Annotated in this window: 26 protein-coding genes; 13 read left to right on the top strand and 13 right to left on the bottom strand. The window is 71.3% G+C overall.

All coding sequences use genetic code 11. The features are described from left to right. Positions 1–891: GAF domain-containing protein (locus tag VNM44_RS04825; RefSeq protein ID WP_325623217.1), on the bottom strand; the 891-nt coding region annotated here is incomplete at its 3' end. A gap of 177 nt (positions 892–1,068) precedes the next feature. Between VNM44_RS04825 and VNM44_RS04820 the strand changes: the two genes are divergently transcribed. From VNM44_RS04820 to VNM44_RS04800, 5 genes are all read left to right on the top strand, one after another. After that, entirely contained in the window at positions 1,069–1,614 is a 546-nt protein-coding gene (locus VNM44_RS04820) for a cupin domain-containing protein (RefSeq protein ID WP_325623215.1), read from the top strand. 135 nt (positions 1,615–1,749) lie between these two features. Then, positions 1,750–1,956 carry a cold shock domain-containing protein gene (locus tag VNM44_RS04815; RefSeq protein WP_349258014.1) on the top strand — a complete coding sequence of 69 codons (207 nt, stop codon included), beginning with the start codon at positions 1,750–1,752 and terminating at the stop codon, positions 1,954–1,956. 83 nt (positions 1,957–2,039) lie between these two features. Next, complete coding sequence (gene infA, locus VNM44_RS04810; protein ID WP_325623222.1) at positions 2,040–2,261, top strand: translation initiation factor IF-1; 222 nt, start codon at positions 2,040–2,042, stop codon at positions 2,259–2,261. Positions 2,262–2,355: 94 nt separating this feature from the next. Continuing rightward, positions 2,356–2,601 (top strand): 30S ribosomal protein S18, encoded by a 246-nt coding sequence (rpsR, locus tag VNM44_RS04805; protein WP_325623213.1) that lies wholly within the window; start codon positions 2,356–2,358, stop codon positions 2,599–2,601. A 482-nt stretch (positions 2,602–3,083) separates the two neighbouring features. Beyond that, positions 3,084–4,106, top strand: coding sequence for a DNA glycosylase AlkZ-like family protein (locus VNM44_RS04800; RefSeq protein ID WP_325623211.1), 1,023 nt, complete (start codon positions 3,084–3,086; stop codon positions 4,104–4,106). Here VNM44_RS04800 and VNM44_RS04795 read toward each other — a convergent pair. The 11 genes from VNM44_RS04795 to VNM44_RS04745 form a co-directional block, all read right to left on the bottom strand. After that, on the bottom strand, positions 4,100–4,468 hold the full coding sequence (locus VNM44_RS04795; protein ID WP_325623209.1) for a DsrE family protein: 369 nt from the start codon (positions 4,466–4,468) through the stop codon (positions 4,100–4,102). The two genes, VNM44_RS04800 and VNM44_RS04795, sit on opposite strands and share 7 nt — an antisense overlap. An 81-nt stretch (positions 4,469–4,549) precedes the next feature. Beyond that, positions 4,550–5,290: an aldo/keto reductase gene (locus VNM44_RS04790; RefSeq protein WP_349258015.1), complete on the bottom strand. Its 741-nt coding sequence runs from the start codon at positions 5,288–5,290 to the stop codon at positions 4,550–4,552. An 82-nt stretch (positions 5,291–5,372) separates the two neighbouring features. Continuing rightward, the gene (locus tag VNM44_RS04785; protein WP_325623205.1) at positions 5,373–6,146 is read right to left on the bottom strand and encodes a serine protease; all 774 of its coding nucleotides are present in this window, start codon (positions 6,144–6,146) and stop codon (positions 5,373–5,375) included. Further along, on the bottom strand, positions 6,143–6,652 hold the full coding sequence (locus tag VNM44_RS04780) for a hypothetical protein (protein WP_325623203.1): 510 nt from the start codon (positions 6,650–6,652) through the stop codon (positions 6,143–6,145). The genes VNM44_RS04785 and VNM44_RS04780 overlap by 4 nt, the downstream gene beginning before the upstream one ends. Before the next feature lie 128 nt (positions 6,653–6,780). After that, entirely contained in the window at positions 6,781–7,791 is a 1,011-nt protein-coding gene (gene ligD / locus VNM44_RS04775) for a non-homologous end-joining DNA ligase (RefSeq protein WP_325623201.1), read from the bottom strand. A 108-nt stretch (positions 7,792–7,899) separates the two neighbouring features. Then, the gene (locus tag VNM44_RS04770) at positions 7,900–8,604 is read right to left on the bottom strand and encodes a hypothetical protein (protein ID WP_325623199.1); all 705 of its coding nucleotides are present in this window, start codon (positions 8,602–8,604) and stop codon (positions 7,900–7,902) included. Positions 8,605–8,642: 38 nt separating this feature from the next. Further along, positions 8,643–9,518, bottom strand: a complete 876-nt coding sequence (locus tag VNM44_RS04765; RefSeq protein ID WP_325623197.1) for an LLM class flavin-dependent oxidoreductase — start codon at positions 9,516–9,518, stop codon at positions 8,643–8,645. Between the two features lie 9 nt (positions 9,519–9,527). Continuing rightward, the gene (locus tag VNM44_RS04760; RefSeq protein WP_325623195.1) at positions 9,528–10,697 is read right to left on the bottom strand and encodes a DUF459 domain-containing protein; all 1,170 of its coding nucleotides are present in this window, start codon (positions 10,695–10,697) and stop codon (positions 9,528–9,530) included. Continuing rightward, complete coding sequence (locus VNM44_RS04755) at positions 10,697–12,121, bottom strand: MBOAT family protein (RefSeq protein ID WP_325623193.1); 1,425 nt, start codon at positions 12,119–12,121, stop codon at positions 10,697–10,699. The genes VNM44_RS04760 and VNM44_RS04755 overlap by 1 nt, the downstream gene beginning before the upstream one ends. A 47-nt stretch (positions 12,122–12,168) precedes the next feature. Further along, positions 12,169–12,705, bottom strand: a complete 537-nt coding sequence (locus tag VNM44_RS04750) for a hypothetical protein (protein WP_325623191.1) — start codon at positions 12,703–12,705, stop codon at positions 12,169–12,171. Then, positions 12,702–13,019 carry a hypothetical protein gene (locus tag VNM44_RS04745; RefSeq protein WP_325623189.1) on the bottom strand — a complete coding sequence of 106 codons (318 nt, stop codon included), beginning with the start codon at positions 13,017–13,019 and terminating at the stop codon, positions 12,702–12,704. Before VNM44_RS04745 ends, VNM44_RS04750 begins: the two co-directional genes overlap by 4 nt. Before the next feature lie 151 nt (positions 13,020–13,170). Between VNM44_RS04745 and rpsF the strand changes: the two genes are divergently transcribed. The 6 genes from rpsF (at position 13,171) to ligD (VNM44_RS04715) (ending at position 17,460) form a co-directional block, all read left to right on the top strand. Continuing rightward, the gene (gene rpsF / locus VNM44_RS04740) at positions 13,171–13,542 is read left to right on the top strand and encodes a 30S ribosomal protein S6 (RefSeq protein ID WP_325623187.1); all 372 of its coding nucleotides are present in this window, start codon (positions 13,171–13,173) and stop codon (positions 13,540–13,542) included. After that, on the top strand, positions 13,542–13,985 hold the full coding sequence (locus VNM44_RS04735) for a single-stranded DNA-binding protein (protein WP_325623185.1): 444 nt from the start codon (positions 13,542–13,544) through the stop codon (positions 13,983–13,985). The genes rpsF and VNM44_RS04735 overlap by 1 nt, the downstream gene beginning before the upstream one ends. A gap of 12 nt (positions 13,986–13,997) precedes the next feature. Further along, complete coding sequence (gene rpsR / locus VNM44_RS04730; protein WP_325623183.1) at positions 13,998–14,258, top strand: 30S ribosomal protein S18; 261 nt, start codon at positions 13,998–14,000, stop codon at positions 14,256–14,258. Next, positions 14,258–14,899 carry a 50S ribosomal protein L9 gene (gene rplI / locus VNM44_RS04725; RefSeq protein WP_325623181.1) on the top strand — a complete coding sequence of 214 codons (642 nt, stop codon included), beginning with the start codon at positions 14,258–14,260 and terminating at the stop codon, positions 14,897–14,899. Before rpsR (VNM44_RS04730) ends, rplI begins: the two co-directional genes overlap by 1 nt. Positions 14,900–15,166: 267 nt before the next feature. After that, positions 15,167–16,519 (top strand): replicative DNA helicase, encoded by a 1,353-nt coding sequence (dnaB, locus tag VNM44_RS04720; RefSeq protein WP_325623179.1) that lies wholly within the window; start codon positions 15,167–15,169, stop codon positions 16,517–16,519. A 56-nt stretch (positions 16,520–16,575) separates the two neighbouring features. Continuing rightward, positions 16,576–17,460 carry a non-homologous end-joining DNA ligase gene (gene ligD, locus VNM44_RS04715; protein ID WP_325623177.1) on the top strand — a complete coding sequence of 295 codons (885 nt, stop codon included), beginning with the start codon at positions 16,576–16,578 and terminating at the stop codon, positions 17,458–17,460. Here ligD (VNM44_RS04715) and aac(3) read toward each other — a convergent pair. Further along, complete coding sequence (gene aac(3), locus VNM44_RS04710; protein ID WP_325623175.1) at positions 17,457–18,272, bottom strand: aminoglycoside 3-N-acetyltransferase; 816 nt, start codon at positions 18,270–18,272, stop codon at positions 17,457–17,459. The genes ligD (VNM44_RS04715) and aac(3) overlap by 4 nt on opposite strands. A gap of 52 nt (positions 18,273–18,324) precedes the next feature. Between aac(3) and VNM44_RS04705 the strand changes: the two genes are divergently transcribed. Then, positions 18,325–19,593 carry an adenylosuccinate synthase gene (locus VNM44_RS04705; protein WP_325623173.1) on the top strand — a complete coding sequence of 423 codons (1,269 nt, stop codon included), beginning with the start codon at positions 18,325–18,327 and terminating at the stop codon, positions 19,591–19,593. Between the two features lie 45 nt (positions 19,594–19,638). Further along, positions 19,639–20,844 (top strand): phosphoribosylamine--glycine ligase, encoded by a 1,206-nt coding sequence (purD, locus tag VNM44_RS04700; protein ID WP_325623171.1) that lies wholly within the window; start codon positions 19,639–19,641, stop codon positions 20,842–20,844. Positions 20,845–21,035 lie beyond the last annotated feature (191 nt).

Raw genomic sequence — 21,035 nt, 5'->3', positions numbered from 1 at the left:
CGGCGGAGCTCCGACGACCTCGACCGGGAAGGGCGCGCGGCTCGCGAGCGACCTGAGGGCGGGCTCGAGCCCGTGGTCGCTGAGCACGGCCGGATGAAGCCCGCGCGCGAGCTCGCGCAGCTCCTCGAGCGCGAGCTTCAGCTCCTCGCCGATCGTCGCGAGCATCGCTCGTGCGGTCGCCGGATCGTCCTCCAGGCGTTCCTCGGCGATCCGCAGCTGCATGGCCAGGGTGACGAGGCGCTGTTGGGCGCCGTCGTGGAGATTGCGCTCGAGCCGCCGCCGCTCGGCCAATCCGGCTTCGACGATGCGCGCGCGCGAGGCCGTCAGCTGATCGTGCGCCTCTGCGCTCTCGAGTGCGAGCGCGACGAGGTTCGTGAAGTCTGCGAGGCGTTGCTGCGCATCCGGACGGAAATGGTGCGGGGTCACAGAGAAGACGAACAGTGCGCCCCAAAGTCGACTGGCGGCGGTGATCGGCGCGGCGACGGAAGAGCGGTAACCCGCCAGGCGCGTCAACCGTGCGGCCTCGCCGGCGAGATCGGCGTAGTCGTCGACGCGACCTCCCTCGTGTGAAGCGCGGTAGACGGGGCTGTCGGGGTCGCTGTACGGGACGAGGGTTCCGATCTCGATCCCCCTGCCTTCACCATCGTTCCAGCTGCCCACGACCACCGCGTCGGGCTGGTCGAAACGCACCGTCGCGGCCGTTCGTGCCGCGAGAAGCCGGCCCGCCTCTTCGGCGACCGTCTGGAACACCTGCTCCGGTTCCGCCGAAGAGGCGACGAGCGTCGCGACACGACGAAGCGCGGCCTGCTCCTGCGCGAGCTGCACCGCCCGGTCATCTGCCTCCAAGGCCTCGACCGCCCCGTCGAGGCCGGTCTCGACGCCGGGCTCCATCACATCACGCTATCGCGGCTCGGACACGTCAGCCGGAGCGTTCTGTCCGGATCCGCGGTGCTTACGGCGTCGGATCGTCCACATGACACGCCACGGCACCTCTCCTGGACCGACGTTGACTCGGCGGAGGCGCACGAATCACCTTCGCCGCAGCCGTCGGGTGCGAGAATCCCGTCCGTGCCCGAGGCGCAGCTCGAGGACTCCGGATCGGGGCTCACGCCCGTCGACCACGGCTGGTTCGTCGTCAACGTGCGCGACGCCGAATGGTGGTTCGAGGAGAGTAGGGGCGCGAGGTGCGCCTTCGAGAACGAGTACGGCGATCCGCCGGTCGAGTTCCCCCAGCTCGGGATCAACGTCACCGTCCTGGAGCCCGGGCAGACCGGCCTCTACCACGCCGAGGTGAACCAGGAGGCGTTCCTCGTCCTTTCAGGGGAGTGCACGCTGCTCGTCGAGGAGGAAGAGCGACGGCTGCGGCCCTGGGACTTCTTCCACTGTCCTCCGTGGACCGAGCACGCCTTCGTGGGCGCCGGCGACGGTCCGTGTGTGATCGTCATGGTTGGTGCGCGCTCGGGCGCCGGAGTGCGCTACCCCGTGTCGGAGCTCGCGGCGCGCTACGGCGCGAGCGTCGCGGAGGAGACCTCCGACTGGAGGCAGGCGTACGCGACGGTCGAGTGGTTCCGGCGAGAGCGCCCGCCGACCTGGCCCCGTCTGCCCTGGGCGTAGCCTCGGCCCGCCTCCCCGGATCGGCCGATTCCCGGCCGGCCGGCTGCTACCGTTGTGCCAGCTAGAGCGGGTCCGGTCTGCGCGTCGTGCGCCTTCCTTACGCGTTCGTGAAAGCAGTAAGGGAGGTGTATTTCCATGGCAGAAGGAACCGTGAAGTGGTTCGACGATGCGAAGGGCTACGGGTTCATCACCCCTGCCGAGGGGTCGAAGGACCTCTTCGTGCATCACAGCGGCATCGCCGGTGACGGGTTCAAGTCGCTCCCCGAGGGGGCGAAGGTCTCGTACGAGCCCCGCGAGGGTCAGAAGGGACCGGAGGCGACCAACGTCTCCCTCGTCTCGTAGTCGAAACATCGGCAGCCCGTGGTCGCCAGGCGGCCGCGGGCTGCGAACAGGTCCCCGCCGTTGGCGACGAAAGGAGGCGGCCCATCGCCGTCAAGGAAGAGAAGCTGGAGATGGAGGGCGAGATCACGGAATCGCTTCGCAGCGGGATGTTCCGAATCACGCTCGACAACGGGCACGAGATGATCGGGTACACGGCCGGGAAGATGAAGCGCTACCGGATCCGCATGGGGCCCGGCGACCGCGTCAAGGTCGAGGTGTCCGCCTACGACCTGGATCGCGGCCGCATCGTCTACCGGCTGCGGTGACGCACGGTAGGGTGGACTGATGGCACGCAGCTCGAGACCGAGGAAAGACGAGACCGGACCGCGCGCCGGTCGTCCCGGTGGCCCCGGGAAGCCGATGAGGCGGAAGTCGTGCTTCTTCTGCAAGGACAAGGTGCGCGAGGTCGACTACAAGGACGTCAACCAGCTGCGGCGCTACATCTCCGAGCGGGGCAAGATCCGTGCGCCCCGGATGACCGGAGCGTGTCGAAGGCATCAGCGGCAAGTCGCAGTCGCCATCAAGCGTGCGCGGGAGATGGCGTTGCTTCCGTATGTGGCCGAGGCGGGGCCGCCTTCGCGGTCGCGTTCGGGCGATCGTTCCTGACCGCGGGACCGGAATCCGTCCACTAGCCGGAGCGACACCACCGATAGCGGAGTCGTTCGGGGGGCGTGAGGCCGGAGGCGAGCGACCCGGCGACTGACTCCTGTCGCCCGATCGTCTGCCGAGGTCGTCCCGCCGAATTCCAAACCCGGCGTAGGTCGAGTCACGACCTAGACCAAGGGGCGAGGATGACAGCGGCACTCGGTGCGAATCTCGCTCCGGGGCGTATGCGACGCGCTCCACGGGCCGCGGGGCCCGCCGCCAGCACCGTGGGGGGACTATGGTCGGCGGCGGGCCCCGCGGCGGCATTTCTCGGCAGCGCCGACATGATCCAGGTCTTCACGACCGGCGGCACAGACGACATCGTTGTCGAGAGAAGCAGCGCCGTGGACGTCGCAGCACCGTGGTCGAGCGGGCAAGCCGAAGCCGAGCCGTAGTCGACGTGCCCGTCCTCGATCGGCTCCGCCACTAGGCTCTGGAGCTCGATGCGATCGAGGCTCCAGCTCACGCGACGGCAGATTCTCGCCTTTCGACGGCGGGTCGGCGGGCTCGACGCACGGACGCCGATGGGCTCCGAGTCGCTGGAGCGCGCAGCCTGGGCCGGGCTCCAGGACAGCATGCCGCGGGCCGCGCTTCTCTCGCTGCACGCGCGCGTCGAGGACGTCGAGCCGTCGACGTGGGCGCATCCCTCGCTCGCGCAGCTCTGGGGGCCCAGGTACAGCACGTACGTGGTCGCGAAGCGCGACTTCGGGCTCTTCTCGGTGGGGCGGCTGCCGGACGACGCGAAGGGACGCCTGAGGGCTGAGCAGACGGCGGAGCGACTCCGCTGCCATCTCGGCGAGGCACGCATGACCGACCGGGAGGCGGGACGCGCGCTCGGCCTCGGCAACTCGATCCGGTACGCGGCGCCCACGGGCACCGTCGCGATCCGCTGGGAAGGCGCGCGGGCACCGACCATCTGGGCCGTCCCGGCGCCCGAGATCGATCCCGCCGACGCCCGTCGCGAGCTCGCGCGCCGCCATCTCCACATCTTCGGGCCGACGACGGCCGAGAGCTTCGCCCGCTGGGCGGGCATCTCGCGGCGCGCGGCGGCCGCCGCCTACGCCTCGCTCGAGGGATCGCTCCTGCCGGTCCGGACGCCGCTCGGCGACGAGTGGCTGCTCGCCGACGACGAGCCGGTCGTGCTCGCCGCCGAGACCGCCCCCGCGCCCGCGCGCCTGCTGCCGAGCGGCGATGCCTATTTCCTGCTCGACGGGGCCGAGCGCAGCCTCCTCGTGCCGCAGGCCGACCGGCGGCAGCAGCTCTGGACGTCGCGCGTCTGGCCGGGCGCGCTCCTCGTCGACGGCGAGGCCCGCGGCACGTGGAGACGCTCCCAGCACACGGTCCGGATCGATGTGTGGGGGCGTCTCTCGCGCACGGCTCGGGCTGCCGTCGAGGCCGAGGCCGCTTCGCTGCCGCTTCCGGTCGACAGGGAGATCGCCGTAGCCTGGGTGACAGCCCCTCAGTAGCTGAAGACGGTCGCGTCGTCGCCGATCCACTCCCAGAGCGGCGTCGCGCCGCCGAGGCGGGCGTTCGCGACGAGTCTCGCCTCGTCCAGCTTGCGCGAGTTGAAGCAGATCGGGCACACGAGGAGCTCTCCACCGCCCTCGGCGTACTGCGCGTAGAGCCGCGCAAGCGGCGGGCAGCCGTCGCAGGCGACCGCGTCGGCGTATCCGGGCAGCCCGAGTCGGACGGCCTCCTTCGTGAGGAACATCGTCACCCGCTTTCCCTGCTCGAGCGCGGCGGTGGCGACGAGGAACGCGACGGTGACGCGCTCGGCGTCCTCGAGCCCCGTCGCGAGGTTGACGACGACCTTGCCGTCTGCGGCCATGGCGGCTCCTTTCGTTTCGGGGACGCGACGAGGGTCGTCGCGTTCTCAGCCTACGTCCGGGCGCACCGCACCGCGCCGACGTCAGTGCCGCTCGGCGAGCGCGTCGAGCTCCTCGACCTCCGAGGCGGTCAGCCGGAGGTCGAAGATCGCGGCGTTTTCGGCGATGCGCTCCGCGTTCGTCGACTTCGGGATCGCGACGATCCGGTGCTCGACGTGCCAGCGGAGGACCGCCTGTGCGGGCGTCACGCCGTGCGCCTCGGCGACGCGCACGAGCCGTGGGTCGCGGAGGTTCGTCTGCCTGAGCGGGCTGTAGCCCTCGAGCTGCACGCCGCGGCGACGATGCCCGTCGAGCACCTCGCGGTCGAAGAGCGCCGGGCTCCACTCGACCTGATTGACCGCCGGCAGGCGCCTGGTCGCCTGCTCGAGCTCGTCGATCTGGCCGAGGCTGTAGTTGCTCACACCGACCTCGCGGGCGAGCCCGTCCGCCTGGAGCTCGAGCAGCCGTTCCCACACATCAGGTCGTGCGCGGCCGCCGGGCGGCCAGTGGATCAGCCACAGGTCGACGTAGTCGAGGCCCAGCGCCTCGAGGCTCTCCTCGAGCGTGGCCCGCTCGCGGCCCGCGTTGCCCTGCGGCAGCTTCGTCGTCACGAAGACGTCCTCGCGCGGCACGGCGCTCTCCGCCAGCGCCGCGCCCACCTGTCGCTCGTTGCCGTAGATCGTCGCCGTGTCGACGAGCCGGTAGCCGACCTCGAGCGCGGTGCGAACGGCGTCCCGGGCGTCGCGGCCGCGCGCCTGCCACGTGCCGAGCCCGAGCAGAGGCATCGTCCTCCCCGAGCCGAGCTCCACGTTCCGGTCGTCGGTCACGGCTGTCATTCTCGACGCCGCGGGCCCGGTTACGCGTCGATCACGTCCCGTCGCACGGCGGACGCACTTCGAGCGCCCGCGCTGCGACGAGCGACCGCAGCGTGTCGAGCGGCACTGCGACCGCGAGGCCCGTCGTCGGGTCCGTCGTGAACGCGACGGCGACGAGCCGGCCCTTGGCGTCGATCACCGGGCCGCCGGGCTCGTCCCGCCGAAGAGGCGCGGTCAGGCGCAGCACGCGCCCGCGGACGCCGAACGGCGCCCCTGCGACGCGGTCGACGACGACGCCTCGCAGGAGCCGTGGGCTCGCCGACAGCGGATAGCCGACCACCGCGACCGACGCCCCGAGAGCCGCGCCCGGCGCGGTCGAGATCCGTCGCGGCAGGCGGCCGTCGACCCGGGCGATGCCCAGCTCCCCGAGGCGGTAGACGTGCGTAGCGCCGTACGGTTTCGCGGGACGCTTCCTCGGAGCGACCTTGAGCGTTCCGGCACCGGGGAGGACGTCGGCCTGCGCGAGCACGATCCCGGAGTCGAGGGCGAAGCCCGATCCGTTGGGCGTGCCGTCGCAGAGAGGGGCCTTGACCCGCAGCACGCCGCGGCGCACCTGCTTCCGCGCCCGGCCGAGCGACACCGTCCAGACACCCGCGGCGCGTGCCTCGACGGCGGGATCGGCGTCGACCAGTGCCGGGGCGGCCAGGCGCGTCCTGCCGCTCGACGGGTCGTCCACCACGATCAGCCCGCAGCCGGAAAGGAGGACGAGCGCGGCGAGCCCGATCGCGGCGAGGCCCAGAAAGGCCCAGCCGGGGCCGACGATCAACGGGCCTGCTCCAGGTACGCGTCGAAGCTCGCGCTGACGCCATTGCAGGTCGCCTGGCGAGCGGCGACGATCCGCTTGCCCTTGGCCGGGGCACGGCTCTTGACACACGCGCTGAGCTTCGAGCCGATGCTCTCGAGCGTCGCGAGCCGCGAACGCAGCTTGCGGCGGTCGCTCTCGATCCTGGCGTTCTCGGCGGCGAGCTCACGCTGCCGCCGCGTCAGCGTGCCGACGCTGACCTTCGAGCGCCGCAGCGCCGTTCCGTTCGACTGCAGGTCGCTCACGAGACGGTTCGCCTGCACCGTGCGCTGGTTGAGCGCACGGCTCCGCTCCGCGATCACCACACGGAGGCCGGTGACGGACTCCTCCGCGACGACGGCCCGGCGGTGCCAGTCCTCGGCGCGACCCTTGTTCGACAGCGTGGCCCGCACGAACGGGGCCGCGATGACGACGACCGCGACCGCGACGAGGGCCGCCTTCACCTTCCAGCCGTCCAGTTCGAGTTCCATCGGCACTCCTGCCGTCGAGTCGAGGCGAAACACACGGAGAGACGCTCTCCCTGTATCGGGTGACGGGCGCCGTTCGACTCACTCGGACGAGTGAAGCTCGCGGACCGGTGGTGCCGGTCGGAGACGGCTCAGGACGCGCTCTTGCGCGCCCGGCTGGGCGCGACGCGCGGGGGCTCGTCGGGCTGCTTCGGATAGACGGGCGGCCACGGAGCGTCCATGAGCCCGGCCGCGCGATCGCGCTCGTTGAGCTCGAGGAGCGGCTCGAGCGACTGGGGGTGCCCGGCCATCGGCTCCCACGGGTCGCCCTCCGCCGCGAGCCGGTCGGGCACGCTCGCGATCGTCAGCTCGTCCGGGTGCAGCGTCTCGACCTCGTCCCAGCGGAGCGGGGTCGACACCTGCGCACCCGGGCGGGCACGCACCGACCACGCGCCGAAGACGGTCTTGTGCGGCGCGTTCTGGTTGAAATCGACGAAGACGCGGCGGCCGCGCTCCTCCTTCCACCACGCCGAGGTGATCACGTCCGGCCGGCGCCGCTCGAGCTCTCGCGCGACGGCGACCGCCGCCGACCGCACCTGGTAGGCGTCCCAGCGCGGCTCGAGGCGGACGTAGACGTGGAGGCCGCGGTTGCCGGTCGTCTTCGGGTAGCCGACGATCCCGAGCTCGTCCAGCAGCCGATGCAGCTCCGCCGCGGCCACGCGCACGTCGCCGAATTCGACGCCCGGCTGCGGGTCGAGGTCGAGCCGGAGCTCGTCCACGACCTCGGGACGGTCGTGGAGACAGGGCCAGACATGGAAGCCGAGGCACGCGAGGTTGACGGCCCACACGACGTGCGCAATGTCGGCGAGGACGAGCGCCCGCGAGGTCGTCCCGTTCGGCGTCGAGACGATCGTCGTCTCGAGCCAGTCCGGCGCCGACTCGGGGACGCGCTTCTGGAAGAACGAGCTTCCCTCGGCCCCGTGCGGAAAGCGCTGCATGAGTGTCGGCCGCCCGCCGACGACGCGCATGAGCGGCTCCGCGACGGCGAGGTAGTAGTGCACGAGATCGAGCTTCGTCTCCTCCCGCTCGGAGAAGAACACCTTGTCCGGGCTCGTCACCGTGATGTGTCGCCCCGCGACGTCGAGCACGTGCTTCTCGGCCACCGGCCCACCGTACCCGCCGACCGGAGGGCACGAACCGCCGGCTATCCACTCCCTCGCTGCGCGAGCATCTCGCGGCGCGCTGACGACATCCACTGCCGTCACCGGTCGCTAGTGCGACCAACGGACGAGCGCGTTCCGCTCGTCGCCGCCGCGGATCGTGCGCTCGTCGACGAGGCCGATGCCGCGGACGTAGAGCTTGTGGTCGACGACGTCGGGCTCGAGGGGCGTCCACTCCTTCGTCAGGAGCGCACGGTGCGAGGACACGGCCGGCACTCGCGCGTGCGCCCGAAGGCTCAGGACCCGGAAGTGGTCCTCGGCATGTCCCTTCAGGTACTCCTGCCGGAAGGTCTGCCCGACGCGCGGCCGCGCGGGCATGAAGACACCCGCGCGTGCGCCCGCGACGCCGGCCAGCCAGGACCCCTCGCGGCTCGTCACCTTCCCGGCGCGGTCGAGCTCGGCCGTGTCCTCGCCGAAGTACCAGACGGTGCCGCCCGAGTCCTGGGCGTACCAGTCGGTCGTCCGCTCGGAGAGCCGGCCCGACGTGTACAGGCGGTCGCTGACCCCGGTGCAGCGGACACCCTCGATGACCCGTGTCCCGCTGGTGACGCGGACGACGTCACGGCTCGGCTCGCCGTCCTTGACGCCTCGGTACACGAACGTCGACCCGGGCCGGAGCGGGAACCAGGGGTTGTCGACCGTCCGGACGAAGCGACTCGGATCGGGCGCGCCGCGTTCGCGTGCCGTCGCACCGGCACCCGCTGCGGGGAGCAGCACGAGCGCCGCCGTCACGACGAGACCGATCGGAGCCCTCATTCGAAGCCGTTCCGTCTTTCCGTGATAGCACGCCGTGGCTAGCCGGCGACCTGCGCGGCGACCTCGCCGAGGAGCGCGACCATCTCGACGTCCTCGTGGACGAGGTGCTGGAGCATCGCCCGCTCGACGCCGGCCGCCTCGTACTCGCGCAGGCGCGCGGACACCTGATCGACGGTGCCGCAGATCGGCGGCTCGCTCGTCCCTCGCGTGATCTCGCGCCATGCTGCGAGCCGGTCCCGGACCTCGCCGTCGTCCCGGCCGACGATGCAGCCGGTCATCATCGAGAACCGGAGCGGCGGCCTCCCGGCGGCTCGGGCGGCCTGGGCGAGGACGCGGGCCCGCTCGCGCGCCTCGTCGACGGAGGGAAACGTCGTGTTGTACTCGTCCGCGTGACGGATCGCGGCGGCGACCGTCCGCGGCCTCGCCGCTCCGCCGACGATGATCGGCGGGCGTGGCTGCTGCACGGGGCGCGGCCGGATGTCGTCGGCCTCCGTCCACTGGCGCGTGATCTCCTGGAGCTGGCGATCGAGCTCGTCGAGCCGGGTCCGTGGGGTCGAGAACGAGAAGCCGTAGCTCTCGTGCTCCGCCTCGTACCAGCCCGCCCCGATCCCGAACTCCACGCGCCCGTGCGACACGTGGTCGACCGTCACGGCGTTCTTCGCCAGCACGGCAGGATGACGGAATGTCACGGGAGAGACCATCGTCCCGAGCCGGATCCGCTCGGTGCACGTGGCGAGCGCCGCGAGCGTCGCCCACGCGTCCAGCGCGCCGGCGGGCTCGCCACGGACGATCGAGCGGTAGTGATCCGACCGGAACAGGGCTCCGAGGCCCGCGTCCTCGGCCGCCCGTGCCAGCGCGCGCCACTGCTCCCAGCTCACGCCCTCCTGGCCCTCGACCATCAGGCAGACGTCCACGGGCAGACTCTACGGCTGCTGCTTGCGCCAGCTCGTGAGGTCGAACTCCTTGTTGAGCGCCTTCAGCACGACGCGCGCGATCATGTCGCCGCCCTCGCGCTCGAAGTGCACGCCGTCGTCGGCGCGTACCTTGCGAAGCTGACCCGATCCGTCCGCGAGGTACTGCGTGTAGCCGCCGTCGTCGCCCGCGAACATCGTGTACGTGTCGACGTACGTCGCCCGGCCGTCGCGCTTGCGAGCCTCCTTCTCGACGACGGCGTTGACCACGTCGAACCGCTGCGTCTGCGCGGCCGAGCGCGTCTGCGGCAACCCGATCCAGACGACGAACGCACCCGCACGGTTGATCGCGTCCATCAGGCCGCCGACCCGTCGGCCGTACTCCTTGCGCCAGGACCAGCTGCCGAAGTCGCCGATCGATCTGCCCTCCGGAAGCCCGGTCATATAGGCCTTGTCGTCGTTCCCGCCGAACCCGAGCACGACCGCGCGCGGGCGCAGTTCCTTCACGCTCGACCTGATCTCGTCGAACCAGTTGAAGACATCCGGGCGCGTCAGGCCCGTGGCCACGCGCCCGTCGACGGTGCCGACGGGCTCCATCGCCGGGCTCGCGCCCGCGGCGCGCACGATCGCGTAGCCGGGCGTGATGACGAGGGAGTCGCCGGCGACCCAGATCTTGAGCTTCCGTTTCGGCGAGAAGGCGAGCTTCTTCGGCTTCGAGCGCGTCGACACGGGCGGCGGCGCCTGCGTCGCCGGGCGGTTCGGCTTCCCGGCCGGCGCCGGCGCCGGGAGCCCGAGATCCGTGTGGATCTCGTCCGCGCCCGAACGGCCGACGAGCGCCTGCACGGCTTTGCGCGGCCGGTCGAGCAGCAGCGCGTGACTCACGCCGGCGAGCGGCCCGGTGAGGGCCAGGGCGACGTCGCGCTGCCAGCCGTCGGGCTTGTTGTAGGCCGACTTGTGGATCCCGGGCGCATTCAGGAGGAGCCCGATCGCGAGCGCGAGGACGGACACGACGAGCGCGTGCCCGGCGCTCCACTGTCGCCGCTGCGGCCCTTCGGCCCGCGGTGCGCGCGGCCGCTCGCGCGGCACGTGCGGCGGGTCGGGCGGACCCGTCGCCGCCCGTTCGAGGGTGCGCGTCTCCTCGTCGGGGAGCGGTGGGAGTGGCGGCAGCGGGCGTTCGGCCATCAGAACTGGAAGTAGATGAAGGGTGCCACGCCCTCCGGGCCGAGGACGCTCGTCACCATCAGCGCCAGCGCGAGGACGGTCGCCTGGCCGAGCACCGGCAGCCGCGAGAAGCGGGCCATCAGGAGCCGCGGGATCCGTGCGGGCAGGTACTGCGAGCCGATCCCGACGGCGATCGCGAGCAGCACGCCGGTCGTCACGAGCGGCGAGGGCGCGCCCCAGTTCGTGAAGAGGCTCTCGATCATGTCCCACGCCGCTCCGAACGAGTCGGAGCGGAAGAAGATCCAGGCGAAGCACACGAAGTGGAACGTGACGATCCGGGCCGCCCAGACGTGACGGCCCGTCGTTCGGCGGGTGGCGTCTGCAGGACTGCGGCGCTCGCGGCGCCACCGCTCCCAGGCGAGCGCGCCCCCGTGGAGGCCGCCCCAGACGACGAAGGTCCACGCCGCGCCGTGCCAGAGCCCGCCGATCAGCATCGTCAGCATCAGGTTCCGGTACGTCGCCAGCGAGGTGCCGCGGTTGCCGCCGAGCGGGATGTAGACGTAGTCGCGCAGCCACCGCGACAGCGTCATGTGCCAGCGCCGCCAGAAGTCCTGCACCGAGACGGCTGCGTACGGGGAGTCGAAGTTCTGCGGGAACTGGAACCCGAGCAGCAGCGCGATCCCGATCGCGATGTCGGTGTACCCGGAGAAGTCGGCGTAGATCTGGACCGCGTACGCGTAGACCGCGATCAGGATCTCGAGCGACGAGTGCTGGCCCGGGGCGGCGAACACCTGGTCGACGATGGACGAGGCGAGGTAGTTCGCGATCACGACCTTCTTGAAGAGACCGGTCGCGATCAGGTAGAAGGCGCGGCTCGTGTCGACCCGGCGCGGGTCGCGCGGCGTCTCGATCTGAGGGATCAGCTCCGACGGCCGTACGATCGGGCCCGCGACGAGGTGCGGGAAGAACGAGAGGTACACGGCGAACTTCTCGAGCGTCGTCGGCTCGAACTCGCCGCGGTAGGCGTCGACGACGTAGCTGATCGCCATGAACGTGAAGAACGAGACGCCGACCGGAAGGACGATCGACTTGAGCGAGAGCGGCAGGTCGAGGCCGACGATCTCCGCCATGTTGTCGCTCGAGGAGACGAAGAAGTCGTAGTACTTGAAGTAGCCGAGCAGGCCGATGTTCCCGGCGAGCGCGAGGACGAGGAGCGCCTTCCGCTGCGACTGCACCTTGGAGCGCCAGATGCGGACGGCGAGCACCTGGTTCCAGAGCGTGCACCCGGCGAGCAGGAAGACGAAGCGCCAGTCCCACCAGCTGTAGAAGACGTAGCTCGCGAGGACGATGAACGGGCGCCAGCGGTGCGGCCACGGCATCGTCAGCCACGAGAGCGGCAGGACGAGCAGGAAGAAGATCGCGAAAGTTGCGGTGGGGAAGAGCACGCGCCGCGGAAGCCTAGGCTCGATTCACGGAGCGCCGCCGGAGCGTCTCAGACGGCCGGTCGGTGTTCGATCGTCGACTCGGGGTCGTCCAGGCGGGGAGGTAGCCGCGTCACCTCGGTGACGCCGTCACCGCCCGAGCTGTCGAGCAGCGTGTGCTCGACGGGCGGTGTGAACCAGGCCGGATCGGCGCCGGGCGGCACGGCCGGCATGGGCGTGTAGACGGGCAGTTCCTGCCGCTGGTCGGCGCGGGACGCGGCCCATTCGATGAGCGCCACGAGCACCCAGGCGCCGATCATCACGCCGGCGATCGCGATCGGATCGAGGTCGGCGATCGCCGCTGCGGCGGCCGCGGCCGCGAGGAACAGCGCCTCGAGCAGCAGACGGGGGACCTGAGGGCGGCGCCGGACCGGGCTGTCGAGCGCGGAGACCCACGCGTAGCTGCCCGGCGAGGGCGTCTCCGGGCCCGGCGGCGGGAGCGTCGTACCGGGGCCGAGCTTGTGTACCTCGTCGCGGAGCGCCGCGAGCTGCTCCTCGACACGCGCGAGCGTCTCCGTCACGTCCGGGACGGGTGGCTGCTCGCTCACGTCGGGGGCTCCTGCAACGCCTCCATCGCCTCGAGCGCCTCCTGGGCCTTCGCGTGGACGCGCGCGCGCCGTTCATCGAGTGTCTCCGTCGGCTCCGCGGGCGCATCCGGAGTAGCGGTCGGGCCCGCCGTCTTGGCTCCGGCGTCGCCGGACGCTGCCTGCCCGCGCGACTCGTCGAGCTTGCGCCGCAGCTCCTCCGCGGGATCGAGCGCCGGAGCCGGCCCCGTGGCGGTGCGCGCCTGCCGCCGGGCGAGGATGCGAGCGAGCGCGGCGATGCCGACGAGCCCTGCCGTCCAGCCGAAGAGCCTCCGCACCCGGGCATCGTAGCCCTGGCGCCGGAACGGCCGGGCGGGCCGGTCGTTGCTACCCTTCGCCGGCTTCCTGCCACGCCGCGCGACGCCGCTCCCGGGCGCCGCACACAGCCCGGCGGGGCCGATTCAGACCGAGGGAAGGAGAAGGGAACGCGTGACCGAGTACGAGATTCTGCTGTTGCTGGACCCCGAGCTGGCCGAGGAGAAGCAGGCCGACGTCGTGGCCCGGCTGCGGGACATGATCGAGAAGGGCGGCGGGACGTTCGAGCGCCACGACGTGTGGGGCCGGCGCAAGCTCGCCTATCCGATCGACAAGAAGGAGGAGGGCGTCTACCACCTCCTGAGCTTCACCTCGAGCCCGGAAACGCTCGACGAGCTCTCCCGCGTGCTCAAGATCGACGACGACGTGATGCGTCACATGGCGACACGTCGCCCCGAGGGGGGTCCGTCCGAGCCAATAGCGGTCGGCGCGGCGATCGGCGACGATGCCGAGACCGGGCCCGCGGACACCCTGGAGGAGGAGTAATGGCCGGCGACATCAATCGCGTTACCCTGGTCGGGCGTCTCACGCGCGACCCCGAGCTGCGCCATCTGCCGTCGGGCTCGCCCGTCCTCGAGTTCGGGCTCGCCGTGAACGGCCGCCAGCAAGACAGCGGCGGCCAGTGGGTCGACAAGCCGAACTTCTTCGACGTGAAGGTCTACGGCAACCAAGCGGAGTTCCTCTCGCAGTACCTCCAGAAGGGTCGTCGCGTCGGCATCGACGGCCGACTCGACTGGCGCTCGTGGGAGGCACAGGACGGCACGAAGCGCTCGAAGGTGGACGTCGTCGCGCAGACCGTGCAGTTCCTCGACAGCCGCGGCGAGGGCGAGGGCTCCGGCGGCGGCGGCGGCTACATCCCCGCCGACGCGACCGCGACGCCCGCCGGCGACTTCCCCGCATCCCCGACCGACGACGACATCCCGTTCTAGGAGGCCGCCCACATGGCTTTGAAGACCCAACCGCGCAAGCGGCCGGGCCCCGGGGCGACCGGGGGCCGGCGCAAGAGCTGCCACTTCTGCAAGGACAAGGTTGCCGAGGTGGACTACAAGAACGCCAACCAGCTGCGGCGCTACGTCTCCGAGAGGGGCAAGATCCGCAACCGCCACATCACCGGCGCGTGCCGCCGGCACCAGCGTCAGGTCGCGGTGGCGGTCAAGCGGGCCCGCGAGATGTCGCTGCTGCCGAACGTCCAGGGGTCGTGATGGAGGTCATCCTGACGAGCGACGTCGAGAAGCTCGGCCTGAAGGGCGAGGTCGTCGACGTCAAGCGCGGCTATGCCCGGAACTTCCTGCTGCCCCGGCGGTTGGCCGAGGTGGCCACCCCGGGTCGGGTGGCGGAGATCAAGAGGATCGACGAGGAGCGGGCCCGCCACGAGGCGAGGTCCGCCGAGCACGCCGCCGAGATCGCGGCGACGCTCCAGAAGACCGTCCTCCGGTTCGAGGTCAAGGCCGGACCGACGGGAGCGCTGTTCGGCTCGGTCACGCCGACCGACATCACCGAGGAGCTCTGGCGCACGCGGAAGATCCGCGTCGACCGGCGGAAGGTCGACCTCGACGGGATCAAGCGCATCGGGCGCTACTCGATCCCGATCCACGTCTTCGAGGGCGTCACCGCCGAGGTCAAGACCCTCGTCGTCCCCGAGGGCGGCGAGCTGCCGCCCGAGGAGGAGCTCGAGGCGCTCGAGGCCGCGGAACGGGCAGAGGAGCAGGCGGCCGCCGAGGCGCACGACGATGCGCTCCGCGCGACCGAGGAGGCGTTCGCCGAGGACGTGCTCGTCGAGGACGAGCCGGCTCTCGCAGAGCCCGAGCCGGACAGCGAGCCGAGCGACGCAGAGACGAGCTGACGGGAGGGCCCCGCGGGGCCCTCCTCCGTCCACAGGCCTTTCCACATAGCCCACAGCCGCGAACTGCCGGCTGTGGACGACGCGACGAATCGTGCGCTCCGAGCGACTTCGACGCGCGGGCCGCGTGTGCATGCCCGGTGGAGAACCCCTCCGGCTCTGGGGATACAATGGGAACATGTGTTCCGTTCTCCCTGCTCGTGCGGGAGTCACCCACCGGCGGCGGGTCGTTCTGGACGTGGCCGTCGCCGACAGGTTTGATCCGGCGCCGTGAGCGCGACGCACGCAATGCCGCTGGCCGACGTGCCGCCCCAGAACCTCGAGGCCGAGGAGGCGGTGCTCGGCGCGATGCTCCTCTCGGAGACCGCGATCGGCGCGGTCACCGAGATCGTCGACGCCTCCGACTTCTACCGCGGCTCGCACGGCACCGTCTACCGCACCTGTCTCGCACTCTGGGCGAAGGGCGAGCCCGTCGACGCGATCACGCTCGCGAACGAGCTCGAGGAGCGCGGCGAGCTCGAGCAGATCGGTGGGACGGCCCGCGTCGCCGAGCTCGCGGCGCTCGTCTCCGCGACGGCGAACGTCGAGCACTACGCCCGCATCGTCAAGGAGACCGCGACCCTGCGGGGGCTCATCCGTGCCGGCCAGGAGATTGCGCGACTCGGCCGCGAGCGGGTCGGCGAGACGAGCGAGCTCGTCGATCAGGCCGAGCAGATCGTCTTCGACCTCTCGCAGGAGCGGGTACGCGGCGACTTCGCGCACATCGGGCCGCTCCTCACGGAGAGCTTCGAGCGGATCACGAAGCTCTACGAGGCGGGCGCCGACGTCACCGGCGTCCCGTCCGGCTTTCGCGAGCTCGACCGGCTCACGTCGGGCTTCCAGCCGGGCAACCTCGTGATCCTCGCTGCGCGTCCCTCGATGGGGAAGTCCGCACTCGGCCTCTGCATCGCCGCCAACCTCGGGGTCCGCAGCCAGACGCCCGTCGCGCTGTTCACGCTCGAGATGTCGAAGGCCGAGGTCACGCAGCGACTGATGTGCAGCGAGGCGAAGGTCGAGTCGGAGCGCGTACGCTCGGGAAAGCTGACGCAGGAGGACTGGCCGCGGCTCACCGCCGCCTGCGACAAGCTCATGAAGGCGCCGATCTTCGTCGACGACACCGGCTCGATCACGATGATGGAGCTCCGCTCGAAGGCACGGCGGCTGAAGGCGCGCCAACCGGAGCTGGGGCTGATCGTCGTCGACTACCTCCAGCTGATGACCTCCGGCGGGACGGCGGAGAACCGCGTGCAGGAGGTCTCGCAGATCTCGCGGAACCTGAAGGTCCTCGCGCGCGACCTCGACGTGCCGATCCTCGCGCTGTCGCAGCTCTCCCGCGCCGTCGAGCAGCGCCACGACAAGCGGCCGATCCTCTCCGACCTGCGCGAGTCGGGCTCGATCGAGCAGGACGCCGACCTCGTGCTCTTCGTCTACCGCGACGAGTACTACAACGGCGAGGAGTCCGACCAGCAGGGGCTGGCCGAGCTGATTCTCGCGAAGCACAGAAACGGCCCCACCGACTCGGTGAAACTCAGCTTCCTGCGCCGGTACGCGAAGTTCGCCGACCTCGCAGGGGCTGCGGCGTAGACCGTCCAGCCGCCCGCGCGGCAGGCCGCGTCGGGGTTGCTGCATAGACTCGAGGGGTGGCTCGCGACGTCCGGCTGACGAGCGCCGACCGGATGCTCTTCCCCGACGTCGGAGTGACGAAGGGCGACCTGTTCGCGTACTACGGGTCGATCGCTCCGGCCATCCTCCCCCACCTGCGCGACCGGCCGTTCACGATGAAGCGCATCCCGATGGGCGTCGGCACGCCGGCGTACTTCCAGAAACAGGCGCCGAAGGGGATGCCGTCCTGGATCCCGACGCGCCAGTTCCGCACGGTCCGTCGCACGGGTGAGTCGCGGATGGTCGACTTCCCGCTCGTCGGCACCCGCGAAGCGCTGCAGTGGATGGTGCAGATGAACTGCATCGACATGAACGCGTGGTACTCGCGGGTCGACAAGCCCGACCGTCCCGACTACGTCGTGTTCGACCTCGACCCGCCCGACGGCGAGTTCTCGCTCTGCATCCGCGTCGCGCACCTGCTGCACGACCTGCTGGTGTCGCTCGATCTGCGTGCGTACGTGAAGACGAGCGGCGCCGACGGCATCCACGTGCTCGTTCCGATCACGCGCCGCTACGGCTTCGACGACACGTACGCCTTCGCCGAAGCGGTCGCGCGGCGGCTGGAGGTCGACAATCCGGGAGTCGTCACGACCGAGTGGCTCAAGCGCAAGCGGGAGGGCATCCTCGTCGACCACCGGCAGAACGGTCACGGCAAGACGCTCGCCTCCGTCTACTCGGTACGGCCGAAGCCGTCCGCGCCCGTGTCGACGCCGCTCCGCTGGGAGGAGCTGACGGAGGACGTCGTCCCGGAGCGGTTCACGATGGCGGTCGCCCTCGAGCGCCTCGCCGAGCACGGCGACCTGTTCGCACCGACGCTCGACGGCGGGCAGTCGCTCGGCGCGGCGTTGAAGCGGCTCGGCTAGGACTGCGCGAAAGCCGACTCGATCAGCTCCACCGCGCACTCCGTGAGCTCCCGTGCGTCGAGCACGTGGCCCGTGGTCGCGCCGAGCGGCCCGCTGCGACCGGCGCCGCGGTCGAGCGCCGCCCGGGCGAAGAACTCGACGTAGTCGACGCCGCCGGTGAGCTGTTCGTACGGGAACGCGCCATTGCTCGTGTCGATGTCGTGCAGCGTGCGCCACTCGCGCCGGCCGTCGACGCGCACCGGGCACCGCCACTCGACCCGGCGCTTCCCGGGCACACGCGCGATCGCCTCGGCATGGTGGACGAGCGTGACCGTGTCGAGCGGCGCGCCGAGGAGGACGACCTGGCCGGCGCGCTCGACGACGCGCGCGTAGGGCGTGCCGTGCCCGTACCCGTCGTCGAGCGGGTGGGGGAGCGCGATCGCTTCGGCCTCGCGGCCGACGGCGGCGACCCCCGCCTCGGGGTGACCGGAATGGATTGCGCCGGGCCAGGTGCGAAGCGCCTCGGCCACCCGGCCGTGGTCGCGTCGTGCACGCCCCACCGCCGAGTCGTAGACGGGCTGCTCCGCGAGCACCAGCTCGCGGTCGGCGACGGCGAGCGCATCGAGGTCGTCAGGCGGTCCGTCCTCCCACCCGACATACGCGACGAGCGTCCCCTCCGGGCCGACGGCGTCGAGGAGCGCGCGGACGACCGTCTCCGCACCGCCGACCACCGTGCCGAGAGCCGACATGCGGCAGTGGACGAGTGCGACCGCTCCGGGCCGCATGCCGAGCGCGACGAGCTCCCGGGCGAGCTGCGTGCGGCCGACGAGCACGTCGCGAGCGTAATGGCCGACGAGGACCGGGGCGCATGCGAGAATGGGTCACGTGCCTGCGACCGTGATCGTCGGGGCGCAGTGGGGCGACGAGGGGAAGGGGAAGATCGTCGACCTGCTCGCCCAGGAGTCCGACCTCGTCTGCCGCTACCAGGGCGGGCCGAACGCCGGGCACACGATCGTCGTCGACGGCGAGACGTACAAGATCCGGGCAATCCCGTCGGGCATCGTCGCGGGAGTCGCGAGCGCGATCGGCGCGGGATGCGTCGTCGATCCCGCCGTGCTGATCGAGGAGCTCGACGACCTCGAGGCGCGCGGTCACCGCACGGACGGGCTGGTCTTCGTCTCCGGCAACGCGCACCTGATCATGCCGTGGCACGTCGCGCTCGACGGCGCGCGCGAGCGGCGGCTCGGCAACCTGCAGATCGGCACGACGCGCCGCGGGATCGGTCCGGCGTACGCGGACAAGGCGACGCGTATCGGGATCCGCGTCCAGGACCTCCTCGACCCGAAGATCCTGCGCGAGAAGGTCGAGCTCGCTGCGGGCGAGAAGAACGTGTGGCTCGAGCGCGTCTACGGAATCGAGCCGTTCGACGCCGAAGACGTCGTTGCGCAGACACTGGCGCACGCCGAGCGGCTCGCGCCATACGTGGAGGACACGTCCCTCCTCGTCGACCGCGCGCTGCGCGACGGCCGCGACGTCCTGTTCGAGGGCGCCCAGGGCACCCTGCTCGACCTCGATCACGGCACATACCCGTTCGTCACGTCGTCGAGCCCGATCGCCGCCGGCGCCGCGGTCAGCTTCGGGATCGGGCCGCAACGGATCGACGAGGTCGTCGGCGTCTCGAAGGCCTACGTGACCCGGGTCGGCGAGGGCCCGTTCCCGAGCGAGATCACCGGGCCGGCGCAGGATCGCGTCCGCGAGCTCGGCGGCGAGTTCGGCACCGTGACCGGCCGCGAACGCCGTTGCGGCTGGCTCGACCTGGTCGCGCTCCGCTTCGCCGTGCGCGTCAACGGGATCACATCCCTGGCACTGACCAAGGTCGACGTGCTGTCGGACTTCGACGAGATTCCGGTCTGCGTCAGGTACCGCCTCCCGGACGGCGAGGAGACCGAGGACTTCCCCGCTCACCAGTCGGACTTCCACCACTGCGAGCCGGTGTTCGAGACGCTGCCCGGTTGGCTCGAGGAGCTGGCCGGGCCGGCGCTCCCGCCGGCTGCCGCCGACTACGTCGCCTTCGTCGCGGGCTCGCTCGATGTCCCCGTCACCCTCGTCGGGACGGGCGCCTCGCGCGACGCGGTGCTGGCGCTCCAACCGTGAAGCACTCCGGCCGGGTCGGCAGGCCTCCCTCGTAGACTCGCCGGAATGCGGGTTCTCGTCGTCGGCTCGGGCGGTCGCGAGCACGCCCTCGCGTGGCGGCTCGCCTCGTCGCCGACGCTCACCGAGCTCCATGCGGCGCCCGGCAACCCGGGCATCGCGATGCTCGCGACGTGTCATCCGGTCGCGGCCGAGGACGGCGACGGCCTCCGCGAGCTGGCGCGGTCGCTCGCCGCCGACCTCGTCGTCGTCGGCCCGGAGGCTCCGCTCGTCGCAGGGGTCGCCGATACCCTTCGCCATGCCGGGATTCCCGTCTTCGGGCCGTCGGCTTCCGCCGCGCGGATCGAAGGCTCGAAGCGGTTCGCGAAGGAGGTCATGGCGGCCGCAGGAGTGCCGACCGCGCGGCTCCTCGACGAGCCACGCGCGCCGTGCGTGTTGAAGGCGGACGGGCTCGCCGCCGGCAAGGGCGTCGTCGTCTGTCGGACCGACGCCGAGCTCGAGGATGCGCTCGGTGAGGCAGGCGGCCACGACCGGACGATGCTCGTGGAGGAGCTGCTCGACGGCCCGGAGCTGTCGCTCCTCGCCCTCTGCGACGGACGGGAGGCGATCTCGCTTGCGCCCGCGCGCGACTACAAGCGGGCGCACGACGGAGACGAAGGGCCCAACACCGGCGGCATGGGATCGTTCGCGCCCGTTGCCTTCGACGGCGACGAGGCAGATCTCGTCGAGACGTGCATTCGACCGGTCCTGGCCGAGCTCGCAGACCGGGGCACGCCGTTCGTCGGCACGCTCTTCGCGGGGCTGATGCTGGCGGCCGCTGGGCCGCGTGTCCTCGAGTACAACTGTCGGTTCGGCGACCCGGAGACGCAGTCGGTCCTGCCGCTCGTGGAAGGTGATCTACTCGAGGCGCTCGCGGCCGCTGCGACGGGATCTCTCGCCGGGACCTCGCTCGACCGGCGGGACGGCGCCGCCGTGACGGTGGTTCTCGCGGCTGGCAGCTATCCCGCCGCCGGCAACCGGGGGACGCCGATCGAGGGCATCGAGCAGGCCGAGGCCTCCGGAGCGCTCGTCTTCCACGCCGGGACGGCGCTGCGAGACGGTCAGCTCGTCACGAACGGCGGGCGGCTGCTGGGTGTGACGGCAACGGGCGCCACCCTCGCCGCGGCTCGGGAACGCGCCTACGCCGCGTCCGACCTCATTCGCATCGACGGCTGTCGCAGGCGGGGCGACATCGCCCTCGAGGCCGAGACGTAGTCGCCGATCGATGTCGCAAAGACCGGGTTTCTGCTGGGGCACCCCAACCCACCACCCACTTTCTATTCTATCGTCATTTCAGGCAACAAAGGACACGACTTCGTGTCGCCTTCGTGCCGATTCCGCGTCGTCGAGGACGCGACGCGCCGCCGCCGGCCGCCGGAGTCGCCCGGAGCGACATCTAGGATGAC

The organism is Gaiella sp. (assembly GCF_035558935.1).
Classification (GTDB): Bacteria; Actinomycetota; Thermoleophilia; order Gaiellales; family Gaiellaceae; genus Gaiella.
This window is presented reverse-complemented; position numbering and strand designations above follow the sequence as displayed.

What these genes read in the sequence shown, in the direction of transcription:
- rplI (WP_325623181.1), top strand. Translation starts at nt 14,258, where the DNA reads ATGGAGGTCATCCTGACGAGCGACGTCGAGAAGCTCGGCCTGAAGGGC.
- rpsR (WP_325623213.1), top strand. Translation starts at nt 2,356, where the DNA reads ATGAGGCGGAAGTCGTGCTTCTTCTGCAAGGACAAGGTGCGCGAGGTC.
- rpsR (WP_325623183.1), top strand. Translation starts at nt 13,998, where the DNA reads ATGGCTTTGAAGACCCAACCGCGCAAGCGGCCGGGCCCCGGGGCGACC.
- VNM44_RS04800 (WP_325623211.1), top strand. Translation starts at nt 3,084, where the DNA reads ATGCGATCGAGGCTCCAGCTCACGCGACGGCAGATTCTCGCCTTTCGA.
- VNM44_RS04735 (WP_325623185.1), top strand. Translation starts at nt 13,542, where the DNA reads ATGGCCGGCGACATCAATCGCGTTACCCTGGTCGGGCGTCTCACGCGC.
- VNM44_RS04815 (WP_349258014.1), top strand. Translation starts at nt 1,750, where the DNA reads ATGGCAGAAGGAACCGTGAAGTGGTTCGACGATGCGAAGGGCTACGGG.
- VNM44_RS04770 (WP_325623199.1), bottom strand. Translation starts at nt 8,604, where the DNA reads ATGAGGGCTCCGATCGGTCTCGTCGTGACGGCGGCGCTCGTGCTGCTC.
- purD (WP_325623171.1), top strand. Translation starts at nt 19,639, where the DNA reads ATGCGGGTTCTCGTCGTCGGCTCGGGCGGTCGCGAGCACGCCCTCGCG.
- VNM44_RS04795 (WP_325623209.1), bottom strand. Translation starts at nt 4,468, where the DNA reads ATGGCCGCAGACGGCAAGGTCGTCGTCAACCTCGCGACGGGGCTCGAG.
- VNM44_RS04780 (WP_325623203.1), bottom strand. Translation starts at nt 6,652, where the DNA reads ATGGAACTCGAACTGGACGGCTGGAAGGTGAAGGCGGCCCTCGTCGCG.
- VNM44_RS04790 (WP_349258015.1), bottom strand. Translation starts at nt 5,290, where the DNA reads ATGCCTCTGCTCGGGCTCGGCACGTGGCAGGCGCGCGGCCGCGACGCC.
- VNM44_RS04760 (WP_325623195.1), bottom strand. Translation starts at nt 10,697, where the DNA reads ATGGCCGAACGCCCGCTGCCGCCACTCCCACCGCTCCCCGACGAGGAG.